This window comes from Sphingomonas sp. Ell38C01 (genome assembly GCF_055231975.1).
The window spans coordinates 120,378-137,135 of sequence record NZ_JBUYVA010000001.1; the positions used below are offsets into that span (position 1 = coordinate 120,378).

General features: G+C 68.9%; 15 protein-coding genes. 6 read left to right on the forward strand and 9 right to left on the reverse strand.

Features of this window, described 5'->3' with window-relative positions; genetic code table 11:
- Position 1 precedes the first annotated feature (1 nt).
- The 5 genes from ACV7NO_RS00615 to ACV7NO_RS00635 all read left to right on the forward strand — a co-directional run bounded on the left by ACV7NO_RS00615 (position 2) and on the right by ACV7NO_RS00635 (position 4,982).
- Positions 2 to 1,072, forward strand: a complete 1,071-nt coding sequence (locus tag ACV7NO_RS00615) for a helix-turn-helix transcriptional regulator (protein ID WP_463404106.1) — start codon at positions 2 to 4, stop codon at positions 1,070 to 1,072.
- 67 nt (positions 1,073 to 1,139) lie between these two features.
- The gene (locus tag ACV7NO_RS00620) at positions 1,140 to 1,481 is read left to right on the forward strand and encodes a hypothetical protein (protein WP_463404107.1); all 342 of its coding nucleotides are present in this window, start codon (positions 1,140 to 1,142) and stop codon (positions 1,479 to 1,481) included.
- Between the two features lie 118 nt (positions 1,482 to 1,599).
- Positions 1,600 to 2,847 (forward strand): MFS transporter, encoded by a 1,248-nt coding sequence (locus ACV7NO_RS00625; RefSeq protein WP_463404108.1) that lies wholly within the window; start codon positions 1,600 to 1,602, stop codon positions 2,845 to 2,847.
- The gene (locus tag ACV7NO_RS00630; RefSeq protein ID WP_463404109.1) at positions 2,844 to 3,941 is read left to right on the forward strand and encodes a helix-turn-helix domain-containing protein; all 1,098 of its coding nucleotides are present in this window, start codon (positions 2,844 to 2,846) and stop codon (positions 3,939 to 3,941) included. Before ACV7NO_RS00625 ends, ACV7NO_RS00630 begins: the two co-directional genes overlap by 4 nt.
- Before the next feature lie 189 nt (positions 3,942 to 4,130).
- Positions 4,131 to 4,982, forward strand: a complete 852-nt coding sequence (locus ACV7NO_RS00635) for a helix-turn-helix domain-containing protein (RefSeq protein WP_463404110.1) — start codon at positions 4,131 to 4,133, stop codon at positions 4,980 to 4,982.
- Between the two features lie 75 nt (positions 4,983 to 5,057).
- Here the strand turns inward: ACV7NO_RS00635 and ACV7NO_RS00640 are convergent, their stop codons facing one another.
- Positions 5,058 to 5,723, reverse strand: a complete 666-nt coding sequence (locus tag ACV7NO_RS00640) for a peptidylprolyl isomerase (protein WP_463404111.1) — start codon at positions 5,721 to 5,723, stop codon at positions 5,058 to 5,060.
- 86 nt (positions 5,724 to 5,809) lie between these two features.
- Here ACV7NO_RS00640 and ACV7NO_RS00645 point away from each other — a divergent pair, with 86 nt between their 5' ends.
- A complete protein-coding gene (locus tag ACV7NO_RS00645; RefSeq protein ID WP_463404112.1) occupies positions 5,810 to 6,958 on the forward strand; it encodes a serine hydrolase domain-containing protein in 1,149 nt (382 codons plus the stop codon).
- On the opposite strand, the gene ACV7NO_RS00650 is transcribed toward ACV7NO_RS00645, so the two are convergent.
- The 8 genes from ACV7NO_RS00650 to mdh all read right to left on the reverse strand — a co-directional run bounded on the left by ACV7NO_RS00650 (position 6,927) and on the right by mdh (position 16,614).
- Positions 6,927 to 7,175 (reverse strand): hypothetical protein, encoded by a 249-nt coding sequence (locus ACV7NO_RS00650; protein WP_463404113.1) that lies wholly within the window; start codon positions 7,173 to 7,175, stop codon positions 6,927 to 6,929. The genes ACV7NO_RS00645 and ACV7NO_RS00650 overlap by 32 nt on opposite strands.
- A gap of 31 nt (positions 7,176 to 7,206) precedes the next feature.
- On the reverse strand, positions 7,207 to 8,145 hold the full coding sequence (locus ACV7NO_RS00655; RefSeq protein WP_463404114.1) for a helix-turn-helix domain-containing protein: 939 nt from the start codon (positions 8,143 to 8,145) through the stop codon (positions 7,207 to 7,209).
- 267 nt (positions 8,146 to 8,412) lie between these two features.
- On the reverse strand, positions 8,413 to 9,828 hold the full coding sequence (lpdA, locus tag ACV7NO_RS00660) for a dihydrolipoyl dehydrogenase (RefSeq protein WP_463404115.1): 1,416 nt from the start codon (positions 9,826 to 9,828) through the stop codon (positions 8,413 to 8,415).
- Positions 9,829 to 9,946: 118 nt separating this feature from the next.
- Entirely contained in the window at positions 9,947 to 11,161 is a 1,215-nt protein-coding gene (gene odhB, locus ACV7NO_RS00665; RefSeq protein WP_463404116.1) for a 2-oxoglutarate dehydrogenase complex dihydrolipoyllysine-residue succinyltransferase, read from the reverse strand.
- Positions 11,162 to 11,274: 113 nt separating this feature from the next.
- Positions 11,275 to 14,208 carry a 2-oxoglutarate dehydrogenase E1 component gene (locus ACV7NO_RS00670; protein WP_463404117.1) on the reverse strand — a complete coding sequence of 978 codons (2,934 nt, stop codon included), beginning with the start codon at positions 14,206 to 14,208 and terminating at the stop codon, positions 11,275 to 11,277.
- A 154-nt stretch (positions 14,209 to 14,362) separates the two neighbouring features.
- A complete protein-coding gene (gene sucD / locus ACV7NO_RS00675; protein WP_463404118.1) occupies positions 14,363 to 15,247 on the reverse strand; it encodes a succinate--CoA ligase subunit alpha in 885 nt (294 codons plus the stop codon).
- Positions 15,248 to 15,301: 54 nt separating this feature from the next.
- The gene (locus ACV7NO_RS00680; protein ID WP_463404119.1) at positions 15,302 to 15,598 is read right to left on the reverse strand and encodes a GIY-YIG nuclease family protein; all 297 of its coding nucleotides are present in this window, start codon (positions 15,596 to 15,598) and stop codon (positions 15,302 to 15,304) included.
- Between the two features lie 53 nt (positions 15,599 to 15,651).
- Complete coding sequence (gene mdh, locus ACV7NO_RS00685; protein ID WP_463404120.1) at positions 15,652 to 16,614, reverse strand: malate dehydrogenase; 963 nt, start codon at positions 16,612 to 16,614, stop codon at positions 15,652 to 15,654.
- Between the last annotated feature and the right edge of the window lie 144 nt (positions 16,615 to 16,758).

Consider the following 16,758-nt stretch of genomic DNA (forward strand, 5'->3'; position numbering starts at 1 on the left):
GATGCCGCTCGCCCGCCACGACGCGATCGTCGGCGACATCTACGACACGCTGGTCGACGCCGACGATCCCGATGCGATGATCGCGCGGCTGGGGGATCATCTCGGCACGCCCACCGCCTCGCTGATCGCGCTCGGCGAGACGCCCTCGGTCGTCGCGTTGCGCGGCTATTCCGCGCTGGCGGAGCCGATCTACCGTGAGCATTTCCACCACGTCGATCCGTGGCTGGACGCGGGCCGGCGGGCCACGCCGTTCGTCGCGGTCGATCTCGATCGGCTGGTTCCCCGCGCGACGCTGGTCGAGACCGCCTTCTACCGCGACTATCTGCGCACGGTCACCGACGCCGTCCATTGCACCGGCCTGATGATAGACGCGGCGGATACACGGTATTCGATGACGTTCCTGCGCGCGGCCGGACGATCCGTCGATACCGAGGGGAACGTCGCCCGGCTCACCCGGCTGGTCCCGCACCTGCACCGCGCGCTCGCGACGCGGTCGCGCATCGCGGCGCAACGCGCGCGGATCGATACGCTGGAATCGCTGTTCGACGGCGACGATGCCTGCAACGTCGTCGTGGATGCCGCGCTACGGGTCCTGTGGTCGAGCGCAGCCGCGCCTGCCGGCCTGCCGGTGATCGTCCGCGCGGATGCCGCGGGCCAGGTCCGGCTGGCGGCTGTCGATCCTGCACACCAGCCCGCCTTCCGCAAGGCGATCGCGAGCGCGACCACGACGGTGCATGCCACAAGCACGACACTGGCGATGGGTGACGCACTGGTCTTCGTCGATCCGCTCGGTGGACTGGACGGCGGCGTACGGCGCTGCGTCGTGCGCACCTCGTCGGCGGCGGCCCGGCAGCGACGCGCGGTCGGGCGCGCACGCGCGCTTCATGCGTTGACCCAGGCCGAATGCGCCCTGCTCGAAACCTTGATCGCAGGCGGTTCGGTCGAGGATCACGCCACGGCCACGGGCACGTCGATCGCGACCGCGCGCAGCCATGTGAAGAACATCTTCGCCAAGACCGGGGTGAATCGCCAGGGCCAGCTGATCGCACAACTCCATCGGCTGGCGGATTGACCCCTTCGTCCCTTGCCGCACACGCGACGTGTATTATATTCGCGATACACGTTCGCGGGAGGCACGCATGGCCAAGGACAAGACGAAGAAGCGGATCCCCAAGACGATCGCGGGGGTGAAGCTGCCCAAGGACCTGCGCCGCGCCGGCAACACGATCCTGGCCAAGGCGGCGACCGCCGAGGGACAGGCGATGATCGCAGGCGGTCTGTCGATCGCCGCCGCTGCGATCGCGGCGGCGGCGCAGCGCCCGCGTCCGTCGCACGGGCCCGCCCCGACCACGGGCGAACCGCCCGCGCCCGCCCCCGGTACGCCCCCGCCCGTGGGCATCCCGGACCCGCAAGCGCTGGCCGATGCGGTCGGCAACGCGGTGGACGGCGTCATCGCGCGGTTCCTGTCCCGTCCACGCTAGAGGCCCACCGCGATCGCCCCGGACCGATACGGAACGGGGCCATCGCGCCCCCTTGCTCCATTCCGGTCGGGCCCTAAAGGGTTCGAATGTGGTCGTATCGTCCGGACAGGCTTGGGCAATGACGTCGCGAATCGATCGGGCGACCATCGGCTCGCCAGGCGCTTCGCTCGTCCTGGTCCTGGCGGCTGCGAACCTCGCCGGGTTCGCGATGCGGTTCCTTCTGCCGGGGATCGCGCCGGTGCTGAAGCAGGCCGGCACGTTCGACAACGCGACGCTCGGGCTGCTGCTGGGGCCCGCACTCGCGGTTCCGTTCGGCCTCGGGTCGTTCGCGTTCGGGCTGGCGTCGGATCGGGGGGCCCGACATGGCCGCATCCTCGTCGCCGGCGGTTTCGCGCTGGTGGTCGCGGCCACGGTGACGATGGCCATTTCGCCTTCGGTCGCGGCGCAGCTCGCCTCGCGCGTCCTGCTCGGCGTGGGACAGGCCGCGTTCCTCGCACCCGCCGTCTCGCTGCTGATGTCGGGTACGCAGGCGCGGGACCGCGCGGCGGCGCTCGCCGGCTTCACCATGGCGTCGAGCTTCGGTCGCGGGGCGGCACTCGTCTTGGCCGGCGCGATCCTGTCGATCGCGACGATGATCGCAGGGTCGACTGCGGATACGTGGCGATGGCCCGCGCTGGCGCTGCTGGTGCCGCAGACGATGATCGCGATCGCGCTGCTTCGCATTCTGCCGGCGGCCAGGCCCGGTGCGATGGACCGGGCCGCCGGGCCCCCGGCGCGGCGCTGGCCCGCCTTCGCCGCGATGTTCGCGGTCGGCGCCGCCGCGGTCGGCGCCACGCAGGCGACCGCGACCTGGTATCCGCTGTTCCTCGCCGAGCGACATGCACTCTCCCCCGCCCAGGCCGCCACGCTGGCGGGTGTGATCGCGATGGTCGGCGCGCCGGCGGCGCAGGCGCTGGGCGGCTGGCTGGCGACGCGCGATCCGCGGATCGCGCGTGCGCCGTTGCCCGCCGCGGCGGTGGCGCTCGTTATCGCACTCGCACCGCTATGGGTGATGGCGACCGGTGCGACGTCCGCGCTGTCCGCGGCCGCTGCGTTCGTCGCGGTCCTCGCCAGCGGCAGCGCGACGTTCCTCACGCTGTTCGCGATCCAGGCCGCCGTCGAACCTGCGCGCCGCGGCGGCGTGAACGGCGCATATCTGGCGGTGACGACGGTGGTCGGCGCGGGGATGGGCCCGTGGCTGGTCGGGATGGCGAGCACGCAGGATCCGGCGTCGATCGGCCGCGCGATGCTGGCGGTCGGCATCGGCGCGGCCGCGATCGCGGTCGCGTCACTCTTAGTCCCGCGATCCTGGTCGGTGGCGCGATGAGCGACGACACCCGGTCGGGCGAGGGGTGGCCACTCCCGCTCGCGGCGCCGACCGGCGTCGAGACGCTTGCGTTCGACAGCGACGAGGCGTCCCCCGATGCCGGCCCCGATACCGGCCCGAATACAGGGTTCGAGCGCTACCGCCGCTTCTACGCGCGCGGGGCGGACGCCGAGCAGACCGGCCCGGATTTCCGGGCCCGTGTTTCCGCGCTACGACTTGATCGCATCAACATCTTCTCCCGGCACCTGAACGACGTCGCGCATACGCGCAGCGCGGACCGTGTCGCGCTCGACGGGTTCGATCACCTGACGATCACCCTGGTGGTGTCGGGCGGGTTCGAGATCGATACCGGCGAAGGGTGGCGGACGATCCCGCCGGGATGCGGCGTAGTGGCGGACACGCTCGCGCCGATGCGCAACCGCAGCCGCCACGCCCATGTCGTGACGTCGAGCATCGCGCGAAGCCGGTTCGTCGGCACGATCGGTGCGACCGAGGGGATGCACGGCCGCTTCGTCGGCGCGGGTGAGGCGGCGCTGCTGATCGACTTCGTCACCGCCCTGCTGCGCCGGCTCGATACGCTGGCCGACGCCACCGCGATCCCCGCGGCGCATGCGTTGATCACCCTGATCGCCGCAGCGATCGGAACCGCGGGCGACGCGGCGGATCCATCCGCGGTGGCGATCCGCGACGCGATCCGGATCGGGCGGGTGCGCGCGCTGGTCGACGCCAACATCGCCGATCCGGAGTTCGATGCGGATCAGGTGATCGCCCGCGCCGGAGTCGCGCGGGCCACGCTGTACCGGGCATTCCGCGCGCAGGGCGGGATCGCCGGCTATATCCGCACGCGCCGGCTGGAGGCGTTGCGCGTCGCACTGGGCGACGCGGCGAACGACCGGTCGTTCGCGCAGCTGGTGTTCGATGTCGGGCTCAAGAGCGAGGCGCATGCCAGCCGGCTGTTCCTCGAGCGGTACGGGATGCGCCCGGGCGAATATCGCGCCGCGATGACATCGATGCACCCGCGCGACGATGCGGCGCGACAGATGGTGCGGTGGCAGGAAAACCTGCGCGACATCGACGGCGGGGAGGGCGCCTGATCCCGCCACGATATCCCGGCCACGATCGCCACCGTCGCGTCTCACCGGTGATACGCGCAGGCATGGAACGGCCATCGTGACGCTGTAACCCGCTCGCGCAAGGGGAGCGGCTTTCGGCAGCATGTCACGCGCGCCCTCTTGCCGCTCGCCACCTTGGCGGAGATCGATACGGTGCTGCATTCCATTTCCATGGCCGACCCTGACGGCGCCATCGACGTCGTCCTTGCGGCATTGGCCGGGCAGCCCGTCGAACGTACGATTCCGGCGGCGGCACTGAGCCACGCGATCAGCGGCCACGCGGTCTCCCGCCCCAGCGATACCGAGTCGGCCTGTCCGGTACGGCCCGGCCGGGTCGTCTCGCGCTTGCCGGGCGCCGCGAGGATCCGCATCGTGCAGGCGGAGGATGGCGGCGCCGGCGCGATCGGCAACCATCGCTACGCCCGGCTGCCGTCGATCGCGCTCGTCGGGCCGACGAGCCGTGCGCCGGTGTTCGCGCGCAACGGCGCGCTGATGGTCGACATCACCTTGACCCCGGCCGGCTGGAACGCGGTGGCCGGCGTCGCCGCGAACAAGCTGGCCAACCGGATCACTCCGCTCGCGCAGGTCGCCCCGGAGGTCCACGCCCGCATCGCCGATGTCGTGCCCGCCCTCACGGTCGATACCGTCGTTCCGACGCTGGAGGCGGTCTTCGCGGACCTTGCCGATCGCAAACGCCACCATGAGGCCGACAGCGTCCGCGCCCTCGACGCTGCGGTCGAGCGTGGCACGACGACGAATGTCAGCGAACTCGCGGAGCAGATGGCGATGACCGAGGCGCAGCTGCGCCGCATGGCGATGCGTCATTTCGGCTTTCCCCCGAAGCTGCTCGTGATGCGCGCGCGCTTCTGCCAGGCGTTCGCGCAGTGGCTGTCGGCGCCGGACATCGGCGGCGACGCGATCAGCGACCACGGCTATTTCGACGCCTCGCACTTCCTGCGCGACGCGGCCAAGTTCCTCGGCACCACCCCGCGTCGCTATGTCGACCGGCTGATGGCCTCCTGATCGGCCGCTGCGGGATCGTCACTTCGGACATAAGACCGGGGCGGCATTCTCGCGCCATGGCGATCACACCGGCGCCTACCGCTTCGGTTTCGCCTCGATCAGCCACGGCTTCACCCCGCCGGTCGGGCGGGCGGTGCCATCGAGCCGGCGGACGGTCAGCACGCGAACGGGCTGGCGCAGCAACTGGCCCTTCGCCCCCTGCACCGTGACCCCGGTCTGCCGCGCATGGATCCGCCGGACGACGTCCATCCCGCCGACGACGCGGCCGAACGCGGCATAGCCCGGATTGCCTGGGCGCGCGTCCATCGACGGCAACGCGCCCAGCGTGATGAAGTAATTGCCCCCCGCCGATCCCGGCTCGCTGTGCCGCGCCATCGAGATCGTGCCGTCGAGGTGCCGGATCCCGGTCTTCGTCGTCGTCTCCAGCGGGAAGGGCGGCAGGATCCGGCGCGCATCGGTGCGGATCCCGCCCTGGATGAACCCCGTCGTCGGCGCCCCCCGCGTCTGGACGACGCGGTAGAAGGTGGTGTCGTCGAACCGGCGATCGTCGACATAGGCCAGAAAGTTGCGCGCGGTCGCCGGCGCGTGCCGCGAATCGAGCGCCAGCACGATCGCCCCCATCGACGTCTCGAACCGTACGCGCACGGTGCCGTGCGCCGGCTTTGCGGGCGCGGCCGGGGCCGGGGCCGCCAGCACAGCGAGGGCGAGCAGGAAGGGCGAGCGGAGACGGGCTGGGATCATGACATGTCTGACCTAAGGTGCGCACATCGGGGTCGCAAGACGCCCGCGCGACTGGACCATCGCCACGGTCGGGGTACAAGACGGGGATGACGACCACGATCATGCGCGGCGCGATCCTGCTGGCGGCGGCGACGCTGTCGGCCTGCGCGACCCGCCCTGCCGAGGTGCGCGTCGGGTTCGACGCGACCGGCACCACCACGATCCACGCCCAGGGCGCAGCGGACCGCGCGACGAAGCGCCGCGCGACCGCGGACGATCCGGTCCGCGTCGCGAGCGTCTCGAAGCTGGTCGTCGCGCTCGCGGTGATGCGGCTGGTCGAGGCGGGCATGCTCGATCTCGATCGCGACGTGTCGGACACGCTCGGCTGGCGGCTGCGCAACCCCGCCTTCCCGGACGTGCCGATCACGCTGCGGCGGCTGCTGTCGCATCGTTCCTCGCTGACCGACGGCGCGGATTATCTGGTCCCGCTGGGCGTACGACTGGAAGACTGGGTCGCCAACCCGAAGGCGTGGGACGCGGCGCACGCGGCGGGCACCTATTTCCGCTACACCAACCTCAACTTCCCCGTCGTCGCGACCGTGATCGAACGCGCGATCGGCGAGCGGTTCGATCGCGTCATGGCCCGCACCGTCTTCGCGCCACTGAAGATCGACGCCTGCTACAACTGGTTCGGCTGTTCGGACACGGCGCGGACGCGCGCGGTGGTGCTGTACCGTGCCGACGGCAGCGTCGCGCGCGACGATCCGCGCGGCGACCCCTGCCCGCTCGTCGTGCGCGCAGGCGAGGCATGCGACATCGCGCGCTATCGCGTCGGCGAGAATGCCGGCGTGTTCGGGCCGCAGGGCGGGCTCAGGATCTCGATGCGCGGGCTGGCCGGAATCGGCACGATGCTGCTCCGCGGGGGCGACGGCTTCCTGTCCCCCGCCTCGATCGCGACGCTGGAGGCACCGGCCTGGACCTATGACGGCACGAACGGCGACACGTCGAACGGGTTCTACTGCCGCTACGGCCTTGCGACGCAGACGATCCCGACATCGCGCGCAGGATGCGACGACGATCTGTTCGCCGACGGCCGCCCGCATGTCGGCCACGCAGGCGAAGCCTATGCGCTCCGCTCGGGTCTGTGGCTCGATCGCGCGACGGGCACCGGGGTCGCCTTCTTCGCGACCACGGTGCCCGATGGCGACAAGGGACGCTCGCGGTTCAGCGCGCCCGAGGAGCGGCTGGCGCGGTAGCCGCCTTGCGCGCCGCGACCTTGGCACGGTGATGCCCGATCGCGCATCCGGCCGCCGCGCCGAGCACCGCATGCCCCTTGCCGACGAAATGGCCGCCGATCCCGCCGACCGCAGCCCCCTTGAGACAGCCCGCGGCCTCGGCCGGTCCGGCGATGGCGATCATGGCGACGGCGCCCAATACGGCGCCGAGTACCGGGCCGGGGAACATCCTGGTCATCGCGAATCCTCCTTCATGTGGAGGACGGACGCTACGCCACCGCAGATGGCGTGGGGATGATGCACGGATGACGATAATGTAATCCCTGCACCGCGTCCGCTTCGCGACGGCGCGTCGGGTCGTGGAGCGCCTGTGTCGCGGCGCCCAGCACCGCTTGGCGCGCGCGCAGGCTGGCATGGAGGAAGTCCGCCGGCCGCGCGGCGAACCGTCGCGGCGTCGTGCCGAGAAAGGTCTGTGCATCGCGCAGGAAATGCGATGCGTCGAAATAGGTCGGGTCGATCGCGTCGTAATCCTCGATATCGCCCGATGCGACGATCTGGAGGTACGACCACAGGAACCGCGCGCGGCGGAACAGGAGCTTGGGCGTTAATCCGAAATGCCGCAGCGCCACGCGGCGCAGTCGCGCGCTCGGCACGCCGACCATCGCCGCTGCGGTCGCGATATCGTGGTCGATATCGTCGACGATCACCGCGGACAGTCCTCGGATGACCTCCTCGTCGCGATGCGGTACGCTCAGGATCGCTGCGAAATGCGCGTCGAGCACGGGGGCGATCGAACGTCCGTCCGCATGATCCAGGGCCGCGATCAGATCGGCAAGGAACGGGGCGGGCAGGATCTGGACCGCGGGCACCACCCGGTTGTGAATATCGAAGGCGGGCCGACGCGCGAGCCTGGCCCAGCCGAGCGCGCTGATACCGATCCCGATCATGATCCCGCCCTGCGTCGTCGCTTCCAGCGCGCGACTGGTGGGGCCGAATATCGTCGCCTGCGGAAGCGGGCCGAAACGATGATTGCCGATCCGCACCTCGACAGGCCCGGCATCGAAGGTGATCCGCAGGTTCGCCGTGGCGGGCAGGAACCAGTCGATCCGCGGCAGATCGCTGTCCGAAACATAGACGTGATAGCCGGTGATGTACTCACCCAGCGTGGCGGCGGGCTGCTCGTACCGCACGCGGAGGCCGGGCGGCATCGCGAAAACGGAATCGGGGATACCTGGACTGTTCGTCCCCCCGGCTATCTCTCCCCGTCGCATTGTAAGAATCGCTTCCCCCACGAGCGCGTTCTCTAGGCCGCGAACCCACCGCAGTCCAGAGTTACGCGTCCCGGCATGGGACATGGTATGGCGAACCCCTGAGGGGAAACGTGGTTCCAGCGATCGCGACGGGGCATGCACTCGCACTCCCTCGTATTCGCCACTCCGGGGCGCGTCGCGACATCGGCGCGACGCGCGGGCGGCTCAGATATGGATCGGCTTGCCCTGCACCGCCATCGCGGCTTCCTTCATCGCTTCCGAATGCGTGGGGTGCGCGTGGCAGGTATAGGCGATGTCCTCGCTGGTCGCGCCGAACTCCATCGCCTGCGCCGCCTGCGCGATCATCGTGCCTGCAAGGCTCGCGACGACCCACACGCCCAGCACGCGATCGGTCTTCGCGTCCGCGATCACCTTGACGAAGCCGTCGGTGTCGCGGTTCGTCTTTGCGCGGCTGTTCGCCATCATCGGGAACTTGCCGACCTTCACCCCATTCCCGTTTTCTGCGCCCTTCTCGCGCGCGACCTCCTCGGTCAGCCCGACGCCCGCGATCTCGGGCATCGTGTAGACAACCGACGGGATCACGTCGTGGTTCACGATTCCCGTCTGCCCCACGATGTTCTCCGCGACCGCGATGCCCTCGTCCTCGGCCTTGTGCGCCAGCATCAGCCCCGGCGCGACGTCGCCGATAGCCCACACGCCGCCCACATTGGTGCGGAAGTCGTGATCGATCGCTACCTGCCCACGCTCGGTCAGCTTCACGCCCGCCGCCTCGAGGTTCAGCCCGTCGATGTTCGGCTTACGGCCAATCGCGACCAGCACGACGTCGGCCTGCAGCGTCTGGCCATCCCCGCCCGCCGCGGGCTCGACCTGGACGCTCGCCTTGTCGCCCTGCACGGCGACGCCGGTCACCTTGGTGCCGGTCATCAGCTCGAAGCCCTGCTTCTTGAACAGCTTGGCCGATTCCTTGCGGACCTCGCCGTCGAAGCCGGGCAGGATCTGGTCGAGATACTCGACGACCGTCACCTTGGCGCCCAGCCGCCGCCAGACGCTGCCCAGCTCCAGCCCGATCACGCCGCCGCCGATCACCACCATGTGCTCCGGCACCCTGGGCAGCGCGAGCGCGCCGGTTGAATCGACGACGACGCTCTGGTCGATCTCGACGCCCGGCAGCGGCGTCACCGACGATCCGGTCGCGATCACGATGTCCTTCGCGGTCACGCTCTGCCCGCCGACGTCGACGGTGTGCGCGTCTTTGAACGCGGCGCGGCCCTTGAGCCACGTTACCTTGTTCTTCTTGAACAGATATTCGATCCCGCCGGTCAGCTCGCCGACCGCCTTCGCCTTTTCGGCGTGCATCGCCTCAAGGTTGAGCGTCGCGCCCTGGATCTCGACGCCGAACTTGGCGAGATGCCCGCCGGTCGCCTCCTCGAACAGCTCGGACGCGTGGAGCAGCGCCTTCGACGGGATGCACCCGACGTTCAGGCAAGTGCCCCCCAGCGTCTCGCGGCTCTCCGCGCACGCGGTCCGCAGGCCCAGCTGCGCCGCACGGATCGCCGCGACGTAACCGCCGGGGCCAGACCCGATCACGAGGACGTCATAGTCGTACTGCTGGTCAGCCATCACACACTCCGTTCGCCCTGAGCTTGTCGAAGGGCTGTTCTTCTTTAGCGACCGTTCAAGAAGGACAGGACTTCGACAAGCTCAGTCCGAACGGAATATGGGGTCTTGCGGGACGTTCTTACAGGTCGATCAGGATTCGCGTCGGATCCTCGATCGCGTTCTTGAGCGCGACGAGGAAGGTCACCGCCTCACGCCCGTCGATCAGCCGGTGGTCGTACGACAGCGCCAAGTACATCATCGGCCGCACCACGACCTGCCCGTTCACGACGACCGGGCGGTCCTCGATCCGGTGGAGTCCCAGCACCGCGGACTGCGGCGGGTTGATGATCGGGGTCGACATCAGCGAGCCGAACACGCCGCCGTTCGAGATCGTGAAGGTGCCGCCCTTCATCTCGTCCATCTTGAGCGTGCCGTCCTTGGCGCGCTTGCCGAAGTCGCCGATCGTCTTCTCGATGCCCGCGACCGACAGCTGGTCCGCATCGCGGATCACCGGCACGACCAGCCCGCCCGGCGACGACACCGCGACCGAGATGTCGGCATAATCGTGATAGACGATCTCCTCGCCCTCGATGCTGGCGTTGACCGACGGGATGTCCTTCAGCGCCATCGTCGCGGCTTTCACGAAGAAGCCCATGAAGCCCAGCCGCACGCCGTGCTTCTTCTCGAACAGGTCCTTGTACTTGGTCCGCGCCTCGATGACCGCGGTCATGTCGACGTCGTTGAACGTCGTCAGCATCGCGGCGGTGTTCTGTGCTTCCTTCAGCCGCTTGGCGATCGTCTGGCGCAGCCGCGTCATCTTGACGCGCTCCTCCTTGCGACCGGTGGACGCAGCGACCGACGGGGTCGGCGTCGCGGCGGGCGCAGGCGCGGCGGCCGGCTTCGACGAGGCCGCGGCGGTCACGTCCTCCTTGGTCAGGCGGCCGTCCTTGCCGGTGCCCTTGATCGTCGCGGGATCGACGCCGTGCTCGAGCACCGCGCGCCGCACCGACGGGCTGAGCGCCGCGGGGCCGTCACCGCTCGCCTCGGCGTCCGGGGCCGGCTCCGGCGACTTCGTCTCGGCGGGCTGCGGTGCCTGTGCGGTCGCGGGTGCTGCGCCCGCCGCATCGATCGTCGCCAGCATCGCGCCGACCGCGACGGTATCGCCGATCGCCACCGCATGCGCACCCATCACGCCCGCGACGGGGCTGGGCACCTCGACCGAGACCTTGTCGGTCTCGAGGCTCGCGATCGGCTCGTCGGCCGCCACCGCGTCGCCCGGCTGCTTGAGCCACTCGCCCAGCGTCGCCTCGGTGATCGATTCGCCCAGTGTCGGGACCAGAACTTCGGTTGCCATCTTATTCCCTCGTACCCCGGCGAAGGCCGGGGTCCAGTTGCGGAACGTTCGTCATCGAGCGTTGCGCTTGGTTGCATCGCGCTGCGTGACCGGGTCCGGCCACGCAGCCTGTCTCAAGTCCCGCGCGTGCGCCGCACCTCGCCGCGCACGCTGTGCCCCAGCGCGTCGGCGACGAGCGCCGCCTGCTCGAGCTGGTGCCGCTTCATCAGCCCGGTCGCGGGAGACGCCGACGCCGCGCGGCCCGCATAGCGCGCGCGCGCCACGCGACAGCCCGCCGCCTTCAGCGACTCCTCGATGAACGGCTCGACGAAGAACCAGTAGCCGTTGTTCTTCGGCTCTTCCTGCGCCCAGATCACCGCTTCCAGGTTGGGCATCGCCGCGACGCGCTTGGCCAGCGCATCCCCCGGGAACGGATAGAGCTGCTCGACGCGCACGATCTGCGTGGTCGTGTCGCCCGCGGCATCGCGCGCCTCGATCAGGTCGTACGCCACCTTGCCGCTGCACAGCACCAGCCGCGTCGTCGCCGCGTCGGCCGCGCCGTTGGTATCCGACAGGATCCGGCGGAAATGGCTCTCGCCCTGGAAATCCGCCGCCTTCGACACCGCCAGCTTGTGGCGGAGCAGCGACTTGGGCGTCATCACGACCAGCGGCTTGCGGAAGTTGCGGTGCATCTGCCGGCGCAGCAGGTGGAAATAGTTCGCCGGCGTCGTGCAATTGGCGACCTGCATGTTGTCGCCGGCGCACGCCTGCAGAAACCGCTCGGGCCGCGCCGACGAATGCTCCGGCCCCTGCCCCTCATAGCCATGCGGCAGCAGCATCACGAGCCCGTTGGCACGCAGCCACTTCGATTCGCCCGAGGTGATGAACTGGTCGATCATGATCTGCGCGCCGTTCACGAAGTCGCCGAACTGCGCTTCCCACAGCACCAGCGTCTTCGGATCCGCGATCGCATAGCCATATTCGAACCCGAGCACACCATACTCGCTCAGCGGCGAATCGAGCACCTCGAACCGGCCATGCTCGATCCCTTGGAGCGGGATCACCTTGTGCTCGTCGGTCTGGTCGACCCACACCGCGTGACGCTGCGAGAACGTCCCGCGCCCCGAATCCTGCCCCGACAGGCGGACGCCATAGCCTTCCGACAACAGCGATCCGAACGCCAGCGCCTCGCCAGTCGCCCAGTCGAAATTCGCGCCGCTCGCGAACATCTCGCGCTTGGCGTCGATCACGCGCGCCAGCGTCTTGTGGATCTGGATGCTGTCCGGAACCGTCGTCAGCGTGCGACCAATCGAATCGAACAGCTTGGGCTCGATGCCCGTATCGACGCTCCGCCGCGCATTCTCCGCGTCGACCGGCGCCGACAAGCCGGACCAGCGGCCCGCGAACCAGTCCGCCTTGTTGGGCTTGTAGCTCGCGCCCGCCTCGAACTCGCCCTCGAGCAACGTCGTGAACTGCGCGACATTGTCGTCGACCCACGCCTGGTCGATCACGCCTTCCGCCGCCAGCCGCTTCGCATAGATCGCGCTCACCGGGGGGTGATCCTTGATCGCCTTGTACATCAGCGGCTGGGTGAAGGACGGCTCGTCGCCCTCGTTGTGCCCGAACCGCCTGTAGCACCACATGTCGATCACGACGTCGCGGTGGAAGGTCTGGCGGTACTCGATCGCCATCTTGCACGCGAAGGTCACCGCCTCGGGATCGTCGCCATTGACGTGGAACACCGGCGCCTGCACGCCCTTGGCCACGTCGGACGGATAGGGCGACGAGCGCGCGAACTGCGGGCTGGTCGTGAAGCCGACCTGGTTGTTGATGACGAAGTGGACGCATCCGCCGGTATTGTACCCGCGGATGCCGGAAAAGCCGAAGCACTCCCACACGATCCCCTGCCCCGCGAACGCGGCGTCGCCATGGATCAGCACGGGCAGCGAGGCGGCATGCTCCTTCAGGTCGCCCGCGATCGTCTGGATCGCACGCGTCTTGCCCAGCACGACGGGATCCGCGGCCTCCAGATGCGACGGGTTCGCGACCAGCGACATGTGCACCTTGCGCCCGTCGAACTCGCGATCGGTGCTGGTGCCCAGGTGATACTTCACGTCGCCCGATCCGCCGATGTCGTCGGGGTTCGCCGAACCGCCCGCGAATTCGTGGAAGATCACGCGCAGCGGTTTGGCCATGACGTTCGCCAGCACGTTGAGCCGCCCGCGATGCGCCATTCCGACGACAATCTCGTTGATCCCCATCGCGCCGCCGTACTTGATGACGCTTTCCAGCGCGGGGATCATGCTCTCGCCGCCGTCCAGCCCGAAACGCTTCGTGCCGACATATTTGCGGCCGAGGAATTTCTCCCACTGCTCGGCCTCGATCACCTTCGACAGGATCGCCTTCTTGCCGAGCGGGCTGAACTCGATCGCCTTGTCCTTGCCCTCCATCCGGTCCTGCAGGAACCGGCGCTCGTCAACATCGGCGATGTGCATGTATTCCAGGCCGACATTGCCGCAGTAATTCGCGCGCAGCGTGTCGACCAGCTCGCGGATCGTCGCCCATTGCAGCCCCATCGATCCGCCCAGGTAGACGGGGCGATCGATGTCGGCATCGGTGAAGCCGTGATATTCGGTCGTCAGGTCCGCGGGCATCTCGCGGCTGGCGAGCCCCAGCGGATCGAGGTTCGACGCCAGATGGCCGCGCACGCGATAGGTGCGGATCAGCATCATCGCGCGGATGCTGTCGCCCGCCGCCTTGATGATGTCGTCTTTCGAAGGCGTGGCGGCAGGCGCCGCGGCCGGCTTGGCGCCGCCCCTGGCGGGCTTCGGCGCCGGCTCCATCTGCGTCGGGTCGAGCGCCGCGGTCAGGTCGTCGGTCGAGGTCAGCGGCCAGGATGCCTTCTCCCAGCTCGGCCCCTGCGCGGCGCCTTCCAGCTCCGCGAAGAAGGCGCGCCAGCCCGGCTCGACCGTCTCGGGCGATGCCTGGTAGCGTGCGTGGAGCGCCTCGATGAAGCCGGGGCTGACGCCCGCCGCCACATCCGCGAAATCCTGGCCTTCGTAACCCATAGTCACTTCCTATCCCTTCTCCCGGCGGGAGAAGGAGGGGCCCGCCACCCGCAGGGTGGTGGAAGGATGAGGGTGAAGCGGGAGGGCCGTATCACCCTCACCCTTCCGCGCCTGCGGCGCTCCCTCCCTCCCCCGCCCGGGGGAGGGAAACCATTTACCCGTTCAGAACCTCGAGCAGGGTCGAGCCCAGCTCGGACGGCGAGGCCGCCACCTTGATGCCCGCCGCTTCCATCGCCGCGATCTTGTCCTCGGCGCCGCCTTGGCCACCCGACACGATCGCACCGGCATGGCCCATGCGACGCCCCGGCGGTGCGGTGCGGCCCGCGATGAAACCAGCCATCGGCTTCGACCGGCCGCGCTTGGCCTCGTCGCGCAGGAACTGCGCGGCCTCTTCCTCGGCCGATCCGCCGATCTCGCCGATCATGATGATCGACTGGGTCGCCTCGTCCGCCAGGAACAGCTCGAGCACGTCGATGAAGTTCGTGCCGTTCACCGGATCGCCGCCGATGCCGACCGCGGTCGTCTGGCCCAGCCCCGCGTTCGACGTCTGGAACACCGCCTCGTAGGTCAGCGTGCCTGAACGGCTCACAACGCCGACCGAACCCTTCTTGAAGATCGAACCGGGCATGATCCCGATCTTGCACTCGCCCGGCGTCAGCACGCCCGGGCAATTCGGCCCGATCAGCCGCGACTTGCTGCCCGACAGCGACCGCTTCACGCGCACCATGTCGAGCACCGGGATGCCCTCGGTGATGCACACGATCAGCGGCACCTGCGCGTCGATCGCCTCGAGGATCGAGTCCGCGGCGAAGGGCGGCGGCACGTACACGACCGAAGCGGTCGCGCCCGTCGCCGCGACGGCTTCCGCCACGGTGTTGTAGTTCGGCAGGCCGAGATGGGTGGTGCCACCCTTCCCCGGCGTGACGCCCGCCACCATCTGCGTGCCGTAATCCAGCGCCGCCTGCGTATGGAAGCTGCCGGTGTTCCCGGTCATCCCTTGTGTGATGACCTTGGTGTTCCTGTCGACGAGGATGCTCATCGTATCTCCGTTCCTACCACCCCGGCGAAGGCCGGGGCCCAGTTGGGAAAGCGGTCATGGCCGGGCGATACGATCGTACAGGTCTTCCCAATCCGGGTTGAACCCTTCGATCTCCCGCACCTTCCACGCGCGCTTCCACTCCTTCATCTGCAGCTCGCGCTGCCGGGCGGCTTCCCGGCTGCCGACGACCTCGTACCAGACGAGGATCTTGCAACCGTACTTCTTGGCGAAACCCTCGACGACGCCGTTGCGGTGTTCCCACACCCGCTTCGCCAGGTTCACCGTCGAGCCGAGATACAGCGTACCGTTTCTCGCACTCGCCATGATGTAGACGCTGGCCTGTTCGTCCATCGAAAAGGCCCCGCTACTGGGCCCCGGCCTCCGCCGGGGTAGAAAACGCTAGGTCAAGCCAGCGAGCTATCGATCCCCCGGCACGCCGTCAGCAGCTCCTTCACCGCATCGACCGACACGCCAAGGTTCGCCTTCGCCTCGTCGTCCAGCGCGATCTCGACGATCTGCTCGACGCCGCCCGCACCGATCACCACCGGCACGCCAACGTACAGGTCGTTCACGCCGTACTGGCCATCGACATACGCCGCCGCGGGCAGGACGCGCTTCTGGTCGTACAGATACGCCTCCGCCATCGCGATCCCGCTGGTCGCCGGCGCGTAATAGGCCGAGCCCGTCTTCAGCAGCGCGACGATCTCGCCGCCGCCGCCGCGAGTGCGCTTGACGATCGCGTCGATCTTCTCCTGCGTCGACCGGCCCATCGTGATGAGGTCCGGCACCGGGATTCCCGACACCGTCGAATAGCTGATGACCGGCACCATCGTGTCGCCGTGCCCGCCGAGCACGAAGCTGGTGACGTCCTTGACCGAGACCTTGAATTCGTCCGCGAGGAAGTGGCTGAACCGCGCCGAATCGAGCACGCCCGCCATGCCGACGACCATGTGGTGCGGCAGGCCCGAGAATTCGCGCAGCGCCCACACCATCGCGTCGAGCGGGTTGGTGATGCAGATCACGAAGGCGTGGGGCGCGTTGGCCTTGATGCCCTCGCCGACCGCCTTCATCACCTTCAGGTTGATGCCCAGCAGGTCGTCGCGGCTCATGCCCGGCTTGCGCGCGACGCCCGCGGTGACGATGATGACGTCCGCGCCCGCGATATCCGCATAGTCGTTCGACCCGGTGATCGTCGCGTCGAAGCCCTCGACCGGCCCGCACTGGCTGAGATCGAGCGCCTTGCCCTGCGGCACGCCTTCCGCCACGTCGAACAGCACGATGTCGCCAAGGCCCTTGAGCGCGGCGAGATGGGCGAGCGTGCCGCCGATATTGCCGGCGCCGATCAGCGCGATCTTCTTGCGGGCCATCCGATCCTCTTTCGTTTGTGTCGTTGTGGTGCGAATGGTCACGCCGCCTACGCGCTTTGCGCGCGAGGCACAACCGCTAAAGCCACCCCATTCCAATTCAATTGTATAACAGTTCTCAATAGCAATAAGATCGACGCACGGGTT

Excerpts from the sequence above, each read along its gene's own strand:
- ACV7NO_RS00625 (WP_463404108.1), top strand. The coding sequence starts at position 1,600 with ATGACGTCGCGAATCGATCGGGCGACCATCGGCTCGCCAGGCGCTTCG.
- ACV7NO_RS00645 (WP_463404112.1), top strand. The coding sequence starts at position 5,810 with ATGACGACCACGATCATGCGCGGCGCGATCCTGCTGGCGGCGGCGACG.
- ACV7NO_RS00655 (WP_463404114.1), bottom strand. The coding sequence starts at position 8,145 with ATGCCGCCCGGCCTCCGCGTGCGGTACGAGCAGCCCGCCGCCACGCTG.
- ACV7NO_RS00615 (WP_463404106.1), top strand. The coding sequence starts at position 2 with ATGCCGCTCGCCCGCCACGACGCGATCGTCGGCGACATCTACGACACG.
- sucD (WP_463404118.1), bottom strand. The coding sequence starts at position 15,247 with ATGAGCATCCTCGTCGACAGGAACACCAAGGTCATCACACAAGGGATG.
- odhB (WP_463404116.1), bottom strand. The coding sequence starts at position 11,161 with ATGGCAACCGAAGTTCTGGTCCCGACACTGGGCGAATCGATCACCGAG.
- ACV7NO_RS00635 (WP_463404110.1), top strand. The coding sequence starts at position 4,131 with ATGGCCGACCCTGACGGCGCCATCGACGTCGTCCTTGCGGCATTGGCC.
- ACV7NO_RS00650 (WP_463404113.1), bottom strand. The coding sequence starts at position 7,175 with ATGACCAGGATGTTCCCCGGCCCGGTACTCGGCGCCGTATTGGGCGCC.
- ACV7NO_RS00680 (WP_463404119.1), bottom strand. The coding sequence starts at position 15,598 with ATGGACGAACAGGCCAGCGTCTACATCATGGCGAGTGCGAGAAACGGT.
- ACV7NO_RS00630 (WP_463404109.1), top strand. The coding sequence starts at position 2,844 with ATGAGCGACGACACCCGGTCGGGCGAGGGGTGGCCACTCCCGCTCGCG.
- mdh (WP_463404120.1), bottom strand. The coding sequence starts at position 16,614 with ATGGCCCGCAAGAAGATCGCGCTGATCGGCGCCGGCAATATCGGCGGC.
- ACV7NO_RS00640 (WP_463404111.1), bottom strand. The coding sequence starts at position 5,723 with ATGATCCCAGCCCGTCTCCGCTCGCCCTTCCTGCTCGCCCTCGCTGTG.
- ACV7NO_RS00620 (WP_463404107.1), top strand. The coding sequence starts at position 1,140 with ATGGCCAAGGACAAGACGAAGAAGCGGATCCCCAAGACGATCGCGGGG.
- ACV7NO_RS00670 (WP_463404117.1), bottom strand. The coding sequence starts at position 14,208 with ATGGGTTACGAAGGCCAGGATTTCGCGGATGTGGCGGCGGGCGTCAGC.
- lpdA (WP_463404115.1), bottom strand. The coding sequence starts at position 9,828 with ATGGCTGACCAGCAGTACGACTATGACGTCCTCGTGATCGGGTCTGGC.